Source organism: Vibrio cyclitrophicus (assembly GCA_023206055.1).
GTDB lineage: Bacteria > Pseudomonadota > Gammaproteobacteria > Enterobacterales > Vibrionaceae > Vibrio > Vibrio cyclitrophicus_A.
On sequence record CP065366.1, the window covers coordinates 3,296,901 to 3,316,465 of the forward strand.

Genomic DNA, 19,565 nt, shown 5'->3' on the forward strand with positions numbered 1-19,565 from the left:
ATCTCCCTTAACCTAGGCTGATTTGAACATCAACGCCAGCTGCAAGATCAAGACGCATTAGAGCATCAACAGTTTTATCTGTTGGCTCAACGATGTCGATCAAACGCTTGTGAGTACGAATTTCGTACTGATCACGTGCATCTTTGTTGACGTGTGGAGAGGTAAGAACAGTGAAACGCTCTTTACGAGTAGGAAGTGGAATAGGACCACGAACCTGTGCGCCAGTACGTTTTGCTGTTTCAACGATTTCCGCAGTTGAAGCATCGATTAGCTTGTAATCAAACGCTTTAAGGCGGATACGAATACGTTGGTTCTGCATGAGACAGAGCTCCAATTATTAAAAATTACACAAACAATATCGCCACTCAAGCTCGAAAGAACGAGAGAATGCCGATTGATTTATGTGAAACCGTAGCATCCAAAATCAGGACGCATTGTCAGTTAACTTTTGAAGTAAACTTAAAGTTTACTATTTTTATTAACCGCGAACATAAGCTGAGTATACATTACTAGGTAAGACCTACTCCTCAGTGCTCATTGGTTCACAAACCGGCCTTAGCCAGTGCGATGCATTATACAGATCACACTTTAGTATGCAAGTGGTGTTGGAAAAATAATCGGAATATATTGAAAAAGGAGCTTAAAGGATATGAGATATTGTGTGGGAAAAGAGTTTTTCTTCATAAATAACAAAAGGGAAGCCGAAGCTTCCCTTTTTCAATGCAGTTCTTCTAATGAAGAGTGTGCAAAATCAATTCGCGATTAAGCGAAGATTTTAGCTACAACACCAGCACCAACTGTACGGCCACCTTCGCGGATTGCGAAACGTAGACCTTCGTCCATTGCGATTGGAGCGATTAGCTCAACAGTCATTTGAACGTTGTCACCTGGCATTACCATTTCTACGCCTTCTGGTAGAGTGATGTCGCCTGTTACGTCAGTTGTACGGAAGTAGAACTGTGGACGGTAACCCTTGAAGAAAGGAGTGTGACGGCCGCCTTCGTCTTTAGAAAGTACGTATACTTCAGACTCAAACTTAGTGTGTGGGTTGATTGAACCTTTAGCAGAAAGTACTTGGCCACGTTCAACGTCATCACGCTTAGTACCACGTAGAAGTGCACCAACGTTCTCACCTGCACGACCTTCGTCAAGCAGCTTACGGAACATTTCAACACCAGTACAAGTAGTAAGAGTCGTTTCTTTGATACCAACGATTTCTACTTCGTCACCTACGCGTAGGATACCGCGCTCGATACGACCAGTAACTACTGTACCACGACCTTGGATTGAGAATACATCTTCAATAGGAAGTAGGAACGGTAGATCAACAGCACGCTCTGGAAGTGGAATGTAAGAATCTAGTGCTTCTGCAAGCTCAACGATCTTGTCTTCCCACTGCTTTTCGCCGTTTAGAGCGCCAAGTGCAGAACCTTGAATTACTGGAAGGTCGTCTCCTGGGTACTCGTACTCAGAAAGAAGTTCACGAACTTCCATTTCTACTAGCTCAAGTAGCTCTTCGTCATCAACCATGTCACATTTGTTCATGAATACGATGATGTAAGGGATACCAACTTGACGACCAAGTAGGATGTGCTCACGAGTTTGTGGCATAGGGCCATCTGTAGCAGCAACAACTAGGATACCGCCGTCCATTTGAGCAGCACCAGTGATCATGTTTTTAACATAATCGGCGTGTCCAGGACAGTCTACGTGTGCGTAGTGACGTTCAGGAGTATCGTACTCAACGTGAGAAGTTGCGATTGTGATACCGCGCTCGCGCTCTTCTGGAGCGTTATCGATAGATGCGAAATCTTTAGCAACACCGCCGTACACTTTTGCAAGTGTAGTACAGATAGCAGCAGTTAGAGTTGTTTTACCGTGGTCAACGTGGCCGATAGTACCAACGTTTACGTGCGGTTTCGTACGTTCAAATTTTTCTTTAGACACAATCGTGTTCCTTCCTAGTTATGATTCGCCACGTTCATTATTGAGCGAGACGCGCCAGAAATTGCTATTTTATGCGCCAACTCTCGTTAGCGCAATATTTGGACGCATTGTTCTTTCAAAAAATGAAAAAAAATGCCTTCCTTTTGTTTTAACCACGCTCTGCAATGATTGCTTTTGCAACATTGTTAGGCACTTCAGCGTACTCACTAAACTCCATAGAGTAAGAAGCACGACCTTGTGTCGCAGAACGTAAATCAGTTGCGTAACCGAACATGACAGACAACGGAACTTGTGCACGAATTATCTTCAGGCCAGCTGTCCCCTCGTCCATACCTTCGATGATGCCGCGACGACGGTTAATATCGCCAACAACGTCACCCATCCAGTCTTCTGGAGTAGTTACTTCAACTTTCATCATAGGCTCAAGCAGAACAGGTTGCGCTTCAAGTGCACCCGCTCTGAAAGCCATAGAGGCAGCGATTGTAAACGCCATCTCACTTGAATCTGTTTCATGGTAAGAACCATCATATAGTGTAGCTTTGATATCCAAAACTGGATAGCCAGCAAGTACACCATTGTTCATCTGCTCTTCAACGCCTTTAGCAACTGAAGCGATAAACTCTTTCGGTACGATACCATTGGCAATTTCATCCACAAAGACAAAGCCTTCTCCAGCTTCTGATGGTTCTAGTTTAAGCCATACATGACCGTACTGACCTTTACCACCATGTTCACGGATAAATTTACCTTCCGCTTTCGCTGTACCACGAATCGTTTCACGGTAAGCCACTTGCGGGTTACCAACGTTGCAGTTCACGCTAAATTCACGTTTCATACGGTCAACGATGATATCTAAGTGTAGTTCACCCATACCAGAAATCAGTGTCTGGCCTGTTTCCGCATCCATATCAACGCGGAACGATGGGTCTTCCGCTGCTAGTTTACCTAGAGCGATAGTCATTTTATCTTGATCAGCTTGAGAGCTTGGCTCTACAACGATCTGAATAACTGGGTCTGGGAATTCCATGCGCTCAAGAACAATCTTATGGTTCTGATCACATAGCGTTTCACCAGTGGTCACATCTTTCAGGCCAATGATGGCTGCGATGTCACCTGCTCGTACTTCTTTTACTTCTTCACGTTTGTTTGAGTGCATTTGAACAATGCGACCTAAACGCTCACGTTGTTTCTTCACAGAGTTGTAAGCAGTTTTACCGCTTTCTACAACACCAGAGTAAACACGGATGAAAGTTAAAGTACCAACGAATGGGTCTGTTGCAATCTTAAATGCTAGCGCCGAGAACGGTTCTTTGTCGTCTGCGTGACGCTCTACTTCATTCTCGTCTTCATCGATACCTTTAATTGCAGGTACATCGACTGGAGAAGGAAGGAAATCAACAACTGCATCTAGAACAGCTTGTACACCTTTGTTTTTGAATGCACTACCACAAGTAGCAAGTACGATTTCATTATTAAGGGTACGAGTACGAAGACCTTGTTTGATTTCAGCTTCTGTTAGTTCACCTTCTTCAAGGTACTTATCCATCAGCTCTTCATTTGCTTCTGCAGCAGCTTCAACAAGTTCTGTGCGATATTCTTCAGCCATTTCTTGCATGTCTGCAGGAATATCTTCGTACGTGAAAGTCATGCCTTGGTCAGCTTCGTTCCAGTTAATTGCCTTCATCTTGATAAGATCGACAACGCCTTGGAAGTTTTCTTCAGCACCAATGTTCAGTTGAATTGGAACAGGAGTTGCGCCTAGGCGGTCCTTGATCTGTTCAACTACGCGCAAGAAATCTGCGCCTGTACGGTCCATTTTATTAACGAAAACCATACGTGGAACTTGGTACTTATCAGCTTGACGCCATACTGTCTCTGACTGAGGTTCAACACCAGAGGAGCCACAGAACACAACAACTGCACCATCAAGAACACGCAGAGAACGTTCTACTTCGATTGTGAAGTCAACGTGTCCAGGAGTGTCAATGATGTTGATACGGTGGTCCGAGAACTGAGCTTCCATACCACGCCAAAACGTAGTGGTTGCTGCTGAAGTGATCGTAATACCGCGCTCTTGCTCTTGCTCCATCCAGTCCATGGTTGCTGCACCATCGTGAACTTCGCCGATTTTGTGAGAAAGGCCGGTATAGAACAGAATACGTTCACTTGTGGTTGTTTTACCTGCATCTACGTGAGCAACGATACCGATATTACGGTATTGCTCTATAGGAGTTTTACGAGCCACGGTTGAATCCTCTTATTAGAGACTTAGGGACTATTGCTATGTCTAGAGTATGCATTAAAAGCGATGCTTCGCTAAAAATTGCTTGCCCTAGAAATAGCAATAGTTCCTAGCATAAGCATAGGAACTAAAGAAGTGCCGCAAGGAACCTTGCAGCACTAAAAAGGTATTACCAACGGTAATGTGCGAACGCTTTGTTTGCGTCAGCCATGCGGTGAACGTCTTCACGTTTCTTAACCGCAGTACCTTTGTTCTCAGACGCGTCTAGCATTTCAGCAGCTAGGCGTTGAGCCATAGATTTTTCACCACGCTTACGCGCAGCTTCAACTACCCAACGCATAGCAAGAGCGTTACGGCGAACCGGACGAACTTCTACAGGTACTTGGTAAGTTGAACCACCTACACGGCGAGATTTAACTTCTACCGCTGGGCGAACATTTTCAAGAGCTTCTTCAAATACAGCTAAGTGGTCTTTACCAGACTTCTCAGCCATTGAATCTAGTGCAGTGTAAACGATTTTCTCTGCAGTAGATTTCTTTCCGTCAACCATAAGGATGTTAACGAATTTTGCCAGCAATTCAGATTTGAACTTAGGATCTGGAAGGATCTTACGCTGACCTATTACGCGACGACGTGGCATGGATATTCTCCGTTGTCTTCTTCAGGTTTTTTCCAAAACTTTTCAGAATAATAAATAAAATAGTGTTTGGCCTTACTTAACGCTTTCTTTTAAAAAAGAAAATGCATTAAGACTTAGGACGTTTCACACCGTACTTAGAACGACCTTGTTTACGGTCGTTAACGCCAGCACAGTCTAGCGCGCCGCGAACAGTGTGGTAACGAACACCCGGAAGGTCTTTTACACGACCGCCACGGATTAGTACAACACTGTGCTCTTGAAGGTTGTGACCTTCACCACCGATGTACGAAGTTACTTCGAAACCGTTGGTTAGACGTACACGACATACTTTACGTAGTGCCGAGTTAGGTTTTTTAGGTGTAGTAGTGTAAACACGAGTACATACACCACGTTTTTGTGGGCACGCTTCTAGTGCAGGCACGTTGCTTTTAACAACTTGCTTTACACGAGGCTTGCGAACCAACTGGTTAATAGTTGCCATTAACTAGCTCCTGAAATTTACTTGAAAGTAAGCTTTGTGAAAAATCTATCCCTAATCACAAGTCGTAATTAGGGACGCAAAATTCTATTCAGCAGTGGGAGGTGTGTCAAGAAATATACAGATCTTTTTTAGCCGTCTAGAGCTCAGGATGGTCTAATTTTAACCAAACTGATAAAACACGATTACCAAGTCACTGATTTGTCGTTTAAAACCGTCAGTTTAACGAAGCCATCGAAGTCAACTTGATCAATGGTACTTGAGACAAGTAGTTGTAAACCTCGGCTATCGAGATCTGGTTTTAAGACTGATACCTGCTCTACTGCGCAGATTTGAGTAAATAACTCATGATTTGGAAGGCAAACATACACCGCATCTTCCACCAAAAGAAACTGATCCTGTGGCTGAGAATAGGTTAATGCGAGTTTAAATTTGTCGACTGATTTTACGATATGAAGCATAGCGTCCCCTAGAAAGTCAGTATCTGTTGGCACTGAGCTAACTTCTGAGTTAACTCGTCGGCTTCAACGATGGTCACATCGATTAGCAGGTTTTCTGCTGAAAGACCAAACTGACTCAGGCTACGCTGACACACATGTACCTGTTCGATGTCGTACAGGTCCATAAGTTTGAATGCAGAGATGTAGTCACGCGATAATGTTTCGTCGGGCTGCTGCGCTTTGAGAAGCTGTGTCACGCCATCACCAACAAAGAACACGGCGATGTCTTCACTGTATGCGGACGCAGCAAGTAATGCATCTAACCCTTCTCTACCCGCAGCGGTCGTATGAGGGAAACTGTTAAATATAAAGGCTAACTTTCTCAAAACTGCACAACCCTATCTTGCGTTAGTAGCGCTTCTGATAAGCTCCCTAATCCGGCCTGAGTGAATCCAGGAGCTAGGTTAGAGGCACTGAGTTGATGTTGCTCTGCTTCTTCAGAGCTAATCACTCCGCGTCTTAACGCGGCAGCTACACAGGTTTCAAGGCTAACATTGTGTTCATCAGCCAGCCTTTGCCAAGCTGAAGCCAAGTCAAATTCATCGTTGGCCGGTACGGTAAGGTCTGAGCCGTTACTGACGCCATCTTGATAGAAGAACACACTGTGAAGTTTGTAGCCCTGTTTAATCAGAGCCACAGCAAACTGGTAAGCACTTCTTGCTGACTGTGAGCCGTAGACAGGCCCATTGACTAGGAGTGTATAGCTTAGCAACCCTCTTCATCCTCTGTTTTACGTTGGCGGATGTATAGGTACACGGTGTGCTTAGAGATGTTCAGTCGTTCAGCAACGCGGTTGATCGCGTCTTTAATATCGAAAATACCTTTGTCGTACAGCTCCATCACGATCTGACGGTTCTTAGTATTGTTCGATACCGATTTGTCAGCGTTAATTTCTTCAATGGTGCGTTCAACCGTTTGGTCGACAAGTTCTTCAACGTCACTAGCAAAGTTAACCGATGATGCAGCTTCGTCTGCGTCTTGCGTAGGCATGAACGATTGCAGTACTTGTGAGAATGGCGCATCTAGGTTGACGTTAATACACAACAAGCCAATCACTCGGTCTTCACCATTGCGGATAGCAACCGTGATCGACTTCATCAATACTCCGCCTTTAGCACGAGTAAAGTATGAACGTGAGAAGTTACGCTTAGAACCTTCAATATCTTTCAGCATCTTTAATGCAAGATCGGTGATCGGCGAACCAACCTGACGACCTGTATTTTCGCCGTTGGCAATTTTAATCGCAGAAGTATTGAGGTCTTCTAAAGAGTGTAAAACGATTTCACAAAACGGACCAATAAGGCTCGCAATACCGTCAACAACGGCCTCATAAGATCTTAGAATGATTTTATCGTGTTCACTGAATGGCATAACGTGGACTGATTCCATTTCAAGTAACACATCTGCATTGACTGTTTCTGTAGTAGTCACTTATTCCTTACCTTCGTGTGAAAAATCAACAAATTTATGTAAGTTTATCAGAAAATTTTAATTGCACACCTAGCTAACATTGCAACTAGTGATTTAGAACAAGTTTAAAAATCAAATACTCATCTTCAAATCATAAAAAAAGCCTAACTCAAAGTTAGGCTTTTTATTCAATCAACGTATTGTAGTACGAGGCTTTTAACCGATATTACTGTGCAGGAGCTGCTTCAGCGTTATCGATGTTTAGTAGTTCTACTTCGAACACTAGCGTTGAGTTAGCTGGGATAGTCGGTGTGTCTTGCTCACCGTATGCTAGCTCTGGCGGGATCACAAACTTGTACTTAGAACCAACTTGCATCAGTTGTACGCCTTCAGTCCAGCCTGGGATTACGCGGTTTAGTGGGAATGTTGCTGGTTCGCCACGATCGTAAGAGCTGTCGAACTGAGTACCGTCTGTTAGCGTACCTTTGTAGTGTACTTGAACGGTATCTGTGTCTTTTGGAGAAGCACCTTCACCCGCAGTCATTACTTGGTAAAGTAGACCAGATTCAGTTTGCTTAACGCCTTCAGTTTTAGCGAACTCAGCGCGGAAATCATCACCAGCTTTCTTCACTTCTGCAGACTTCTCTGCCGCTTGTACTTGCATCGTTTCAGCAACACGCTTGTCTAGAGCTTCAAGAGCTGCGCGAGTTTCTTCTTCGTTCAGTGCTGTTTTCTCTGCGAATACGTCTTCGATACCTTGAAGAACCATATCTTTGTCTAGGTTAATGCCTAGCTCGCTTGGCTTATCAATGCTTGTGCTTAGGTAGTTAGCGAAAGATACACCGATTGCGTAAGCCGCTTTGTCATCTTCTGTTTTAAAGTTTACTGCTTCAACTTTAACTTCTTCTACCTGTGGAGCTTCTGCCTTTGGTTCTTCTTTCTGACAACCAACTGCTAGCATAACCGTCGCGGCAAGCAGTGATACTTTTAAAACTGATTTCATTGAATTCTCCAATTAATGGCCAAGCCATTGGTTATTGTGCACAAATCTAATGATTAGATTGGTGTGAATACGTTAGTTATAACAATATACTAGTCATATGTCTTTCGACACAAACCGGATTATTAGATGTGATGCGAATATTTTTCCACTCATTGCTATGTACAATTGTCATCACCTTGTTAAATGGTTGCTTTTTCTTCCAAGATGATGAGCAGCGTTGGGAAATTGAACCCAATGGTGCCACCAGCTTTGCCCTAAGCAGAGATGGACGCTTCGCTCTACTCTACTCTCAGAAAAAACACTTACTGCTCTGGGATTTAGATCAAAACAAAGAACTCGCTCAACTTGGCCCGCAAGACCAATCTGAAAACCAAGTATCGCGTATCCGTATCTCGGACAATGGCCGCTTTGCGATTACCGCAAGTCAGTTGAACTTCGCCGTCTGGGACTTATCTTGGACTCAAGCTGAGGGGCTTTGGTCTATTTCCGATGGCTTGATTCGCGATGTCGATATCTCTAGCAATGGTGAAAAGGTCTTACTTGGCCTTTCTAATGGCAAAGCCATCTATGTGGACTTAGTCACCGGACGCCGTCTGGAGTTCCTCGCTCACCGAGAAAAAGTGAATTCAGTGTCCCTTTCATCCAATGGGCGCTACGCATTATCAGGCGGTAACGACTACAAAGCTTACCTTTGGGATACCGAATCAGGCTTGGTGTTACGTACCTTCGAGCATGAACAAAGAGTAGTACGAGTTGCACTACAACGGGATGGAGAATTGGCTTTTACTTCCGATGGCGGCAACCAAGCCATGATTTGGGATCTAGAAACGGGTGAACCTCAAGCGCAATTACAGAGTTGGTCTCGACAACTGATTTTCTCAAGTGCGCGTTTTTCTGATGACGGCAGTATGTTGGTGACAGGTACGCCATCAAGCCAAGTGAGTGTGTGGAATACTCAGGATGGCAAGCGAATTTCTCGTCACGATGCTGAGCCACTAAAAGATGCTCGCCCTCCCCGTGCGGTAGTGTATGATGCAGCCTTTGATGAAAAGAACCGTGTGATATCGGGCACCTCTGCGGGCATCGCCCAAGCTTGGAATGTGGATTAAGAACGATGACAGAAAAGCGAATTGAACAACTAGAAAGCCGCGTGAATGACCTAGAATGTCAGTTGGCTTTCCAAGAACAAACCATTGAAGAACTCAATGAAGCGCTTAGCCAACAACAGATGTTGATCACGAGAATGCAAGATCAAATGAAGTTCGTGGTGGGTAAAGTGAAAAATATGGATGGCTCAAACCTCGCTGACGCATCAGAAGAGACGCCACCTCCACACTATTAAGTGCGGCTCCAAATAACGAATGGGTTCTAGTGACGCATATCGCTAGTCTCTCGTCCTCGATGTGTAAACACATTTCAGGACGGGACATAGAAAACTAAAAGGGCGACAGATGCTTATCTGTCGCCCTTTTGTTTGTTTAATCTGCGCTAATTCAACTAGAGCGAATTAAACCAATACAAGCTTAGTCATCAGCATAAATTTTCACTTCCACACAACCGTTAGTATCAACACTCGCGCGATACATCCCTGAGCTGTTCATACCAAAGTGAATATCACCTTGGCCATCAATCGCTATCAAGCCACCTTCGCCACCCATGGTTTTCAGTTCACCTTGGATGATGTGTTCACAAGCAGTATGCACGTCTTCTTTGAGATAACGCATTCGTGCTGCTACATCACTGGCAACCATCTTTCTTAAGAAGAACTCGCCCATTCCGGTAGTGGAAACCGCAACGTTACCATTCTCGGCAATGGTACCTGCACCAATGATTGGTGAATCACCGACACGACCATATTTCTTATTAGTCACACCGCCAGTGCTTGTCGCAGCTGCTAGGTTACCCGCTTGGTCTAACGCCACCGCGCCAACTGTTCCGTATTTTTTGTCGTCAGGGTATTTCTCGGCTTGCTGCTCGTCGTATTTTGCTTCCGACAAAGCAAAGATGCCTTTCTCTTTCATTGATAGAAGCTGGTCGTAGCGACGCTCAGTAAAGAAGTAATCCTGCTCGGTGAAGGTGTACTCATGCTCAAAGGCGAACTTCTCAGCACCTTCACCAATCAACAACACATGATCGCTTTTCAGCATCACATCACGCGCAAGTTCAATCGGGTTTTTGATATGACGGACACCAGCAATCGCACCCGCATCCATTTCACGGCCGTGCATAACAGAAGCATCCATCTCAACAAATTCATCATGAGTCAGAACCGAACCTTTACCAGCATTAAAATGTGGGCTGTCTTCCATCACTTTAACCGATGCCACCACCGCATCCAGAGCATCACCGCCCGATTGCAGTACTTGATAGCCCGCTAAAACTGACTTTTCCAAAGCCTCGGTAATACCCGTTTTTAATTCATCGCTCATTTGCTCTCGTAAGATGGTGCCTGCACCACCATGAATGGCAATTGAAAAAGGTTGTGACATGCAAACTCTCCACTGATGTCGTCTTATAATGTTGTGCCTATCAATATCACATCCATGGTTCTATGTCTGATAGCCAAAACCAAACTTTTTACGAATGCTTAGATTTGCGGACACTTAGTTTGGTAGATAAAAGCGAGGTCAAAAAGCTAGACATCCAATACGAAAAAAGCCTCCAACAAAGGAGGCTTTCAAGATTCTTAATCTAAACCGCTAATTCGGTATTAGTGAGAACCACAGCTACCGCCGCCGCAGCAGCCGTCTTTTTTCTCTTCACCGTGGTCGTGGCCTTCGCCACCACAGCAACCGCCTTCGTGGTCATGATCGTGACCGTGGCTGCCACAGCCGCCTTCTTGGTGAACGTGACCGTGTTGAACTTCTTCTTCAGTCGCTTCACGTACCGCTACAACTTCAACGTCAAACGTTAGAGTTTGGCCGGCTAGCATGTGGTTACCGTCAACAACAACTTCGTCGCCGTCTACTTCAGTCACTTCAACTGGGATTGGACCTTGGTCAGTATCCGCTAGGAAACGCATGCCAACTTCGATTTGCTCAACACCTTGGAACACGTCAGCAGGAACACGTTGAACTAGGTCATCGTTGTGATCGCCGTATGCGTCTTCTGGAGTAACAGTTGCTGAGAACTTATCGCCAGCTACTTTGCCTTCAAGCTCTTTTTCAAGACCTGTAATTAGGTTGTTGTGACCGTGAAGGTAATCTAGTGGAGCTTCTGCAGTTGATTGGTCAACTACTACGCCATCTTCAAGTTTCACTTGATATGCAACACTAACTACTACGTTCTTTTCAATTTTCATGAGAGCTCCAAGGAGGTTTGGACTAAGCTCGAACAGTTGAGCTTAGGAAAAATTCTGTACCGGGATATTATGGGGATCAATTAACGAAACTCAATCATTCTGGCTTAAAAATACCGATCATTTCTTGATTCGCGTGTTCAGATTTCTCTACAGTTTTTGGTTTACGCTGTTCTGAGAAGTCACAATCGACACATTCCACCAGCTCGATATTGTTTTCAATCCACCAACGGAGTGTGTCTTGAGTGTTGCAACTTGGGCAGTTCGCCCCTGCGATAAAGCGTTTTTTCTGTTTCACGTTCATATCCTTTACTACTCTAGATTCGCGGTTCTTCCCACTCACTCTATTAGACGTTAAGCAGAGACCGCGTTTATTATTAGATTGGTTCTATGATCTATTACTTCTATGCCCAAGCTCTATTCCTAAGCTCAAGCACTAGTTATCACTTTAAGCTACTGCCAATAGTTTCGAGATTGGTGATCGTTTTCCATCTCGTGTCCAAAGATCTCCTCAAGCTCTTTACGAGCCTCTTTCGCTCTTTGGGCTAACTCGGCATCTTCGTTATGCTGAGGCAACAACTCTTTCAGCATACCATTATCCAACTTTCTAAAGTGTGCTTCGGCTCGCTTCGCTTTATATGGATGCATGCCAAGTTCAGTCAATGTTTGACGCCCTAAATCCAATGCTCCAAGGAAGGTTTCACGAGAGTAGTTACTCACACCGTGGTTAAGTAATTGATACGCTTCAACACGGCTTCGTGCACGCGCTAAGATCTTTAAGCGCGGGAAGTGCTGCTTACATAAATCGACGGTTTTCATGATTTCATCAGGGGAGTCAGTACACAACACAATCGCTTCTGCTTTATCAGCACCGGCTGCGCGTAATAGCTCTAGGTGAGTAGAGTCACCATAAAATACCTTGTAGCCGAATTTTCTAAGGATATGTATTTGGCTGGCATCACTTTCAAGGACGGTGATACGAATCTTATTAGCGTACATCAAGCGACCAATGATCTGACCGAAACGACCAAAACCAGCAATGATCACTCTAGGGCTACGATCAACCACATCTGAAGACATCGCACTTTCGCTGATTTGATTAAGTTGACGAGCAAAGAATCGGTCTTGTAGCTTAAGCATCAATGGCGTGGTCACCATAGACAGGCTCACCACGACCAATAAGAACGACACTTGTTCGCCACTCAAGATGCCCTGCGCACTTGCTGCGGTAAAAATAACGAAAGCAAACTCACCACCTTGGCTGAGAATCATCGCCATTCGGCTACGCGCTTTTGTCTGTGTACCAAAGATACGGGCAAGTGCATACAGTACCAAACCTTTCAACACGACCAACGCACAAACTGCAATCAGTATCGCGAATGGGCTTTCGGCTAGTAAACCTAAGTTCACTGCCATACCCACAGAGATAAAGAACAGGCCAAGCAATAACCCTTTGAATGGGTCAATCGCAATTTCAAGCTCGTGTCGGTATTCACTTTCAGCCAGAAGAACACCCGCTAAGAAAGTACCCAGCGCCATCGACAAACCAATCTGCTGCATGATAACGGCAATACCAATCACCAATAGCAGCGCTGCAACGGTAAACAACTCACGCACACCGCTCATGACTACATAGCGGAATAGTGGTCTCAGTAAGAAATGACCACCAACAAGTAAGCCAATCACGCCGCCTAGCATCCACAACATGTCAGCCCAACTACCGCCCGTATTACCCGCAAGCAGAGGTAACACCGCTAACATAGGGATTACTGCAATATCTTGAAAAAGTAAAACTGCAAAACCTGACTGTCCCGCTTCTTTACCACCAAGCTCTCGCTCTTCAATAACGCGCAAGGCGATGGCTGTCGAAGATAGGGCTAACCCCATACCTATCACGAGGCTAGTTTGCCAAGTTAATCCGAACAGACAGGCAATGGCGGTAATAATCAGAGTGGTGATCAACACTTGCGCACCACCTAAGCCGAGAATAGGCGCCCGCATCTGCCACAGTTTTTTGGGATTAAGCTCTAAACCAATAAGGAAGAGCAGCAGCACCACCCCGAACTCAGAGAAATGTAGAATCGCCTCTACGTCACTAATTAGGCCAAGCCCCCATGGACCAATAGCGACACCCGCTAATAAGTAACCTAATACTGAACCTAAGCCTGCTCGCTGCGCGATAGGAACCGCAACCACAGCCGCCGCTAAAAATATAACGCTACTTTGTAGAAAATCATTAGTCAGAGCCATCATCTGCTCCTATATCTTGTAGCGGGTCTCGCAACCAGTTTCGATACGCTTCGGCGTGTTGGTAACGCGTCATATCGGTGACATTTCGTGCCCAGTGTAAAACCAAAGGGGATATCCAATTCATTTGACACAAAGAAGCGGTGAGCTCGAATGGTTGCAAGATCTCTTGTAATGGATATTTATTATAGCCTGCGGCACCAAACGCCTCTTCTTTACCACCCGTGGTGATAACATTGCGCCAATGCTTACCCTTAAGTGCACTCTGCTCACCAAACGCAAAGCCCTTGCCTAATACTCGGTCAAACCATTCCTTCAATAACGAAGGGCATGAGTACATAAACAAAGGATGTTGGAACACAATCACATCGTACTGCAGAAGCAGTTCATGCTCATAAGGCACATCAATAAAGAAGTCAGGATAGAGGGCATAAAGATCGTGAATTTTAACATTCCCAAGCGACTCTATCTTTTTAACCATGATCTGGTTAGCGATAGAGGTTTGCGGCTCTGGGTGTGCATAGATCACTAATACCTTTGGCACGGGTTTGTCTATCGAGGGAGTAATACTCATTCCTTTGAAACATTCCTTTAAGGGCTAAACGGTGGCAAGGCCACTAGAATTTAAATAAAAGTTATTAATATGTTATTGGCATCATAACGCAAATTGCATTGTGATCGACTTTTATCTGGTTTCAGCCTACTATGCAGGCGTCTGTTCACCTCTAATTTCTATGCTACTTCAATTATGATTACTTTCTCTGATATTCAATTGCTACGCGGCGGTAAGCCACTCCTCGACCAAGCATCTGCGACTTTTCACCCTGGCGACAAGATCGGTTTGGTTGGTAAAAACGGCTGTGGTAAATCTACGCTATTCGCCTTAATTAAGGACGAACTGTCTATTGATGCAGGCTCATTCAGTAAACCTGCCCATTGGGAAATGGCTTGGGTTGCTCAAGAAACACCTGCATTAGAAAGAACAGCCATTGAATATGTGATTGATGGCGACCGAGAATACCGCGGCCTTGAAGATCAATTAGAGAAAGCGGAACAAGCCGACAACGGCACATTGGTAGCAGAGATCCACGGCAAGATTGAAACCATTGGTGGTTACAGTATCAAGGCGCGCGCTGCCGAGTTACTCGACGGCCTAGGCTTTAGCCAAGAACAAATGACATGGAACCTGACTCAATTCTCAGGTGGTTGGCGTATGCGTTTGAACCTAGCGCAAGCCCTACTGTGTCGCAGTGACCTACTGCTACTCGATGAACCTACCAACCACTTGGATTTAGACGCAGTAATGTGGCTAGAGCGTTGGTTACAAAGCTACCCTGGCACGCTAGTGCTTATCTCGCACGATAGAGACTTCTTAGACCCTATCGTCAACCGCATCGTGCATGTTGAAAATCAGCAGCTTAATGAGTACACGGGTAACTACTCATCGTTCGAAACCCAACGAGCGCAAAAACTGATTCTGCAACAAGCGATGTACCAAAAGCAGCAGAAACAGATGTCTCACATGCAGAGCTACATTGACCGTTTCCGTTACAAAGCGTCAAAGGCTCGCCAAGCGCAAAGCCGCATTAAAGCGCTAGAGAAAATGGAGCAAGTGCTGCCCGCTCAGTTTGATAACCCATTCAGCTTTGAGTTTAGAGAACCAGACGCACTACCAAACCCAATCATGATGATGGACGAGGTCTCTGCCGGTTACGATGACAATCTGATTCTAGAGAAGATTCGCCTGAACCTAGTACCGGGCAGTCGCATTGGTCTACTTGGCCGAAATGGTGCTGGTAAATCAACGCTGATTAAACTGCTTTCTGGCGAACTGAAACAACAAGGCGGTGAGCTGAGCTATTCACAAGGCGTGAAGATTGGTTACTTTGCACAGCACCAATTAGAGACTCTGCATCCAGAAGAAACACCACTGCAACACATGATGCAGATTGCCCCTAAGCACACCGAGCAACAACTGCGTGACTACCTAGGTAGCTTCGGTTTCCAAGGTGAAAAAGCGCTCGATAAAGTGGCACCCTTCTCAGGTGGTGAAAAAGCGCGTTTAGTTCTGGCGCTACTGGTATGGCAAAAGCCGAACCTATTGCTACTCGATGAACCAACCAACCACTTGGATCTCGACATGCGTCAGGCTCTGACTTTTGCATTGCAGACATTTGAAGGTGCAATGGTTATCGTATCGCACGACCGTTACCTACTGCGTGCAACTACCGATGACTTGTATTTGGTACACGACCGTCAAGTAGCACCGTTTGATGGTGATCTAAGCGATTACTACAAATGGCTAACCGAACAACAGAAAGTTGAGCGCAAAGAAGCACAAGCATTGGCACCAGCAAAAGACGGCGCCAACAGTGCAGCCGCGAAAAAAGAGCAGAAACGTAAAGAAGCCGAGTTCCGTAAACTGACGGCACCACTGCGTAAAAAGCTGACTCAATTTGAAAAGCAAATGGATAAGCTGACACTATCTCTCGAAGAAGCTGAGCAAGAATTATCCGACACTTCACTGTATGAAGCTGAAAATAAGGCTAAACTGAATAAAGTACTCGCTCTACAAGCGAGCAGTAAGTCACAGCTAGAAGAAGTTGAAATGGATTGGATGTCCACTCAAGAAGAGCTTGAGCAGATGGAACTGGATATGGATAGCTTATGAGCCCAGAGCACGCCCCAATATCACTAACACTGGAACGACTATGGCAATTTAGCCTTCAGTATTACAGTGTGCGCGGTGTAAAGGATGCGTGCCTAGCTTTACAAAACCAGTTCCACGGCAACGTCAATCTACTGCTGCTTCTCAAATGGCTTGATGAGCATCAATTGTCTTTTGCTGAAGAAGAGTGGCACAAGGTGCAACAGTGCTTGAGCCGCTCTGAACCCCTGCTTCATAGTTATAGAGAGCTACGTAAACACCTCAAAGCACACGTTCTTGACTCACTATACCGTGAAGCCTTGCAGTTTGAGTTACAGCTTGAGAAGCAACAACAAGCCGATCTTGTCGACTGTATAAACTCCCTACAACTGTACGCTAACCAGCAATCACCGCTCACGTTTCAATACTGTCGTTTATTAGGGGCTGAGAACCTCTACAACGCTTTTTCTGAACCAGCACCTCAGCCCTAGCTCGTTCTCTTTCCTTTTTATGCAATCAAGATCCAAGCTTAACGGTGTGCGTTCGCTCTTCATGTACATTTGCTAACTAATACGCACCATGAAGTATTTAACACTCCTAACCTTGATATTACTCAACCAGTTACCCTTAGCTTGTTTTGTATCTCGTTAAGTGAAAGCCTTGCGCTTATGCCGAGAATCAACCAAGCTCGAATAAAACGTGGGCGTTCCGTTACAAGCTCAACACGTTATCAAAGCCCATAAAAGAAGCATGGATCGTTTTTATGACAATATTTACCGCAGCCGCTGGTCTCTCTAACCCGCACTTACAAACCTTAGTGCCAAGGTTTATTAGAAAGCAGGCGCTGTTTAATCCTCACTGGCAAACCTTAGAAACACCCGATGGTGACTTTCTTGATCTTGCTTGGAGCGAATCACCAGACGGTGACACCCCTGATAATGATGACCGAAGTAACAAACCTATATTCGTTCTATTCCACGGTTTAGAAGGTAGCTTTGAGAGCCCATACGCTAATGGACTGATGAACGCGTTTGCTAAGGATGGTTGGTTGTCCGTGATGATGCACTTCAGAGGTTGCAGCGGAAAACCGAATCGCTTGGCTCGCGCTTACCATTCAGGTGAAGTCGAAGATGCACGCTTTTTCTTAAGACACCTGCACGCCCAGTTTCCGAATAACCCTAAGGTTGCGGTTGGTATATCCTTAGGGGGAAACATGCTAGCAAACTATTTGGCTGAGTACGCAGACGACCCATTACTGTCGGCGGCGACAATCGTATCTGCTCCTTTTGATTTAGCGTGTTGCTCTAGTCGCATTGAGCGCGGTTTCTCCAAGCTCTATAAGAAGTACTTGCTCAACTCTCTAAAGTCGAATGCGCTAAAAAAGGTTAACCTACTACAGGAAAAACTTGGCATCACCGCTGAAGCCATCAAGAACATCACCAAACTGTATGAGTTTGATGAACGAATCACTGCGCCTCTGCACGGCTTCAAAAATGCACAAGATTATTATGCGCAATGTTCTGCGCTGCCTAAGCTCAATAAGATCAAACTGCCAACTCAGATCATTCATGCCAAAGACGACCCTTTCATGACCGATGATGTGATTCCAAAATTCGTTCTACCCGACAACATCGATTATCGTCTGTTTCAAAAAGGCGGGCATGTTGGGTTTATTACTGGCAGCACACTCAAGCCAAGGTTTTGGCTAGAAGAAGCCTTGCCTGCCTACTATGAAAGTATCCAAGGTTCGGCATAATGACCGAGCGTTAGTAAATAGAAGCAAAACATTACTAAGCACACGCATTTCTACATCAATAAACATATCTATGAACATAAAAGAGAGAAGTATTTATGATCATCCCATGGCAAGACATTGCGCCAGAGACACTGGAAAACCTCATCAAAGAGTTCGTGCTGCGTGAAGGCACGGACTACGGCGACGTAGAGGTTTCACTGCAAAACAAAATTGACCAAGTGAAACATCAATTAGCTTCAGGAGAAGTCAGCATCGTGTTTTCTGAGCTCCATGAAACCGTTGATATTCAAGTCACAAAACGCTTCTAAGCTGCGCTCATAAAGGAGCCGTGTTATAGTGGTAAACGATTGCTAACAAGTAAGTTACTCAAAAGACAAGGGTTGTCATGTCCGCTAAACATCCAATTATTGCGGTGACGGGTTCATCTGGAGCCGGCACCACCACCACCTCAGAAGCCTTCCGTAAAATGTTCAATATGATGGACGTGAAGGCAGCTTGGGTTGAAGGGGATAGTTTCCATCGCTTTACTCGCCCAGAGATGGATGTCGAGATCCGTAAAGCGCGCGAGCAAGGTAAGCACATCAGCTACTTTGGTCCACAAGCCAACGACTTTGGTGCGCTAGAAGAATTCTTCCGTAAATACGGTAACGAAGGTACAGGTAAAGTAAGAAGCTACCTGCACACCTTCGATGAAGCCGTGCCTTACAATCAAATGCCCGGCACCTTCACGCCATGGCAAGAAATCCCTGAAAATTCCGATGTGATGTTTTACGAAGGCTTACACGGCGGTGTGGTTGACGGCGACATTAACGTTTCTCAACACGTCGACTTGCTGATCGGCATGGTACCTATCGTCAACTTGGAATGGATCCAGAAATTCGTTCGCGACACCCGCGATCGTGGTCATTCTCGTGAAGCTGTAATGGACTCTATTGTTCGCTCGATGGATGATTACCTTAACTATATTACCCCGCAATTTTCGCGTACTCACATCAACTTTCAGCGTGTTCCAACCGTAGATACATCGAACCCACTTAACGCCAAAGGGATTCCAAGTTTAGACGAAAGCTTCGTAGTTATACGTTTGCGTGGCATCAAAAACGTCGATTTCCCCTACCTTCTGGCTATGATCGATGGATCATTTATGTCTCGTCATAACACGCTCGTGGTGCCAGGCGGCAAAATGAGTTTTGCTATGGAGCTCATTGTTAGGCCAATCCTGCAACAACTCATCGAAACCGGAAAAATAGGTTAACAAAACGACATTCTGGTTGATTACTTTTCATACCGTGATCATGTGCACAATTTTGCGTAAAAAATCGTAGCTTGGTCACGATTAAAATCAAGAAATAGTACCTGAAAAAGGATACTATTCTTAAACGAAACACAAGATAGCT

22 protein-coding genes are annotated in these 19,565 nt (G+C 45.1%); 7 read left to right on the forward strand and 15 right to left on the reverse strand.

Annotation, left to right across the window (positions count from 1 at the left end):
- Window positions 1-7: 7 nt before the first annotated feature.
- From rpsJ to fkpA, 10 genes are all read right to left on the reverse strand, one after another.
- Window positions 8-319 carry a 30S ribosomal protein S10 gene (gene rpsJ / locus ITG09_14695; protein UPR51898.1) on the reverse strand — a complete coding sequence of 104 codons (312 nt, stop codon included), beginning with the start codon at window positions 317-319 and terminating at the stop codon, window positions 8-10.
- A 443-nt stretch (window positions 320-762) separates the two neighbouring features.
- The gene (gene tuf, locus ITG09_14700; GenBank protein UPR51899.1) at window positions 763-1,947 is read right to left on the reverse strand and encodes an elongation factor Tu; all 1,185 of its coding nucleotides are present in this window, start codon (window positions 1,945-1,947) and stop codon (window positions 763-765) included.
- A 148-nt stretch (window positions 1,948-2,095) separates the two neighbouring features.
- Window positions 2,096-4,192, reverse strand: coding sequence for an elongation factor G (gene fusA, locus ITG09_14705; GenBank protein UPR51900.1), 2,097 nt, complete (start codon window positions 4,190-4,192; stop codon window positions 2,096-2,098).
- Window positions 4,193-4,358: 166 nt separating this feature from the next.
- A complete protein-coding gene (gene rpsG / locus ITG09_14710) occupies window positions 4,359-4,829 on the reverse strand; it encodes a 30S ribosomal protein S7 (GenBank protein ID UPR51901.1) in 471 nt (156 codons plus the stop codon).
- Between the two features lie 106 nt (window positions 4,830-4,935).
- Entirely contained in the window at window positions 4,936-5,310 is a 375-nt protein-coding gene (rpsL, locus tag ITG09_14715; GenBank protein UPR51902.1) for a 30S ribosomal protein S12, read from the reverse strand.
- Between the two features lie 182 nt (window positions 5,311-5,492).
- Window positions 5,493-5,768, reverse strand: coding sequence for a sulfurtransferase complex subunit TusB (gene dsrH / locus ITG09_14720; GenBank protein ID UPR51903.1), 276 nt, complete (start codon window positions 5,766-5,768; stop codon window positions 5,493-5,495).
- An 8-nt stretch (window positions 5,769-5,776) separates the two neighbouring features.
- Window positions 5,777-6,133 (reverse strand): sulfurtransferase complex subunit TusC, encoded by a 357-nt coding sequence (tusC, locus tag ITG09_14725; protein ID UPR51904.1) that lies wholly within the window; start codon window positions 6,131-6,133, stop codon window positions 5,777-5,779.
- Complete coding sequence (tusD, locus tag ITG09_14730; GenBank protein ID UPR51905.1) at window positions 6,130-6,519, reverse strand: sulfurtransferase complex subunit TusD; 390 nt, start codon at window positions 6,517-6,519, stop codon at window positions 6,130-6,132. The genes tusC and tusD overlap by 4 nt, the downstream gene beginning before the upstream one ends.
- Entirely contained in the window at window positions 6,513-7,238 is a 726-nt protein-coding gene (locus tag ITG09_14735) for a transcriptional regulator (GenBank protein UPR51906.1), read from the reverse strand. Before ITG09_14735 ends, tusD begins: the two co-directional genes overlap by 7 nt.
- 205 nt (window positions 7,239-7,443) lie before the next feature.
- Window positions 7,444-8,220 carry an FKBP-type peptidyl-prolyl cis-trans isomerase gene (fkpA, locus tag ITG09_14740; protein ID UPR51907.1) on the reverse strand — a complete coding sequence of 259 codons (777 nt, stop codon included), beginning with the start codon at window positions 8,218-8,220 and terminating at the stop codon, window positions 7,444-7,446.
- A gap of 131 nt (window positions 8,221-8,351) precedes the next feature.
- On the opposite strand from fkpA, the gene ITG09_14745 reads away from it, so the two are divergent.
- Window positions 8,352-9,329 carry a hypothetical protein gene (locus ITG09_14745; protein ID UPR53653.1) on the forward strand — a complete coding sequence of 326 codons (978 nt, stop codon included), beginning with the start codon at window positions 8,352-8,354 and terminating at the stop codon, window positions 9,327-9,329.
- 5 nt (window positions 9,330-9,334) lie between these two features.
- A complete protein-coding gene (locus ITG09_14750; protein ID UPR51908.1) occupies window positions 9,335-9,562 on the forward strand; it encodes a SlyX family protein in 228 nt (75 codons plus the stop codon).
- A gap of 181 nt (window positions 9,563-9,743) precedes the next feature.
- Here the strand turns inward: ITG09_14750 and ITG09_14755 are convergent, their stop codons facing one another.
- From ITG09_14755 to kefG, 5 genes are all read right to left on the reverse strand, one after another.
- A complete protein-coding gene (locus ITG09_14755; GenBank protein ID UPR51909.1) occupies window positions 9,744-10,709 on the reverse strand; it encodes an isoaspartyl peptidase/L-asparaginase in 966 nt (321 codons plus the stop codon).
- 221 nt (window positions 10,710-10,930) lie between these two features.
- On the reverse strand, window positions 10,931-11,521 hold the full coding sequence (gene slyD, locus ITG09_14760) for a peptidylprolyl isomerase (protein ID UPR51910.1): 591 nt from the start codon (window positions 11,519-11,521) through the stop codon (window positions 10,931-10,933).
- A gap of 94 nt (window positions 11,522-11,615) precedes the next feature.
- Entirely contained in the window at window positions 11,616-11,816 is a 201-nt protein-coding gene (locus ITG09_14765; protein ID UPR51911.1) for a YheV family putative metal-binding protein, read from the reverse strand.
- 155 nt (window positions 11,817-11,971) lie between these two features.
- Complete coding sequence (kefB, locus tag ITG09_14770; GenBank protein ID UPR51912.1) at window positions 11,972-13,768, reverse strand: glutathione-regulated potassium-efflux system protein KefB; 1,797 nt, start codon at window positions 13,766-13,768, stop codon at window positions 11,972-11,974.
- On the reverse strand, window positions 13,755-14,339 hold the full coding sequence (kefG, locus tag ITG09_14775; GenBank protein ID UPR51913.1) for a glutathione-regulated potassium-efflux system ancillary protein KefG: 585 nt from the start codon (window positions 14,337-14,339) through the stop codon (window positions 13,755-13,757). The genes kefB and kefG overlap by 14 nt, the downstream gene beginning before the upstream one ends.
- A gap of 174 nt (window positions 14,340-14,513) precedes the next feature.
- On the opposite strand from kefG, the gene ITG09_14780 reads away from it, so the two are divergent.
- The 5 genes from ITG09_14780 (at window position 14,514) to ITG09_14800 (ending at window position 19,423) form a co-directional block, all read left to right on the forward strand.
- Window positions 14,514-16,436 carry an ABC transporter ATP-binding protein gene (locus ITG09_14780; GenBank protein ID UPR51914.1) on the forward strand — a complete coding sequence of 641 codons (1,923 nt, stop codon included), beginning with the start codon at window positions 14,514-14,516 and terminating at the stop codon, window positions 16,434-16,436.
- Window positions 16,433-16,903 carry a TIGR02444 family protein gene (locus tag ITG09_14785; protein UPR51915.1) on the forward strand — a complete coding sequence of 157 codons (471 nt, stop codon included), beginning with the start codon at window positions 16,433-16,435 and terminating at the stop codon, window positions 16,901-16,903. Before ITG09_14780 ends, ITG09_14785 begins: the two co-directional genes overlap by 4 nt.
- Before the next feature lie 272 nt (window positions 16,904-17,175).
- A complete protein-coding gene (locus ITG09_14790) occupies window positions 17,176-18,168 on the forward strand; it encodes a hydrolase (GenBank protein UPR51916.1) in 993 nt (330 codons plus the stop codon).
- Window positions 18,169-18,263: 95 nt separating this feature from the next.
- The gene (locus ITG09_14795; GenBank protein UPR51917.1) at window positions 18,264-18,476 is read left to right on the forward strand and encodes a YheU family protein; all 213 of its coding nucleotides are present in this window, start codon (window positions 18,264-18,266) and stop codon (window positions 18,474-18,476) included.
- 77 nt (window positions 18,477-18,553) lie between these two features.
- Window positions 18,554-19,423 carry a phosphoribulokinase gene (locus ITG09_14800; GenBank protein ID UPR51918.1) on the forward strand — a complete coding sequence of 290 codons (870 nt, stop codon included), beginning with the start codon at window positions 18,554-18,556 and terminating at the stop codon, window positions 19,421-19,423.
- Window positions 19,424-19,565: the final 142 nt, after the last annotated feature.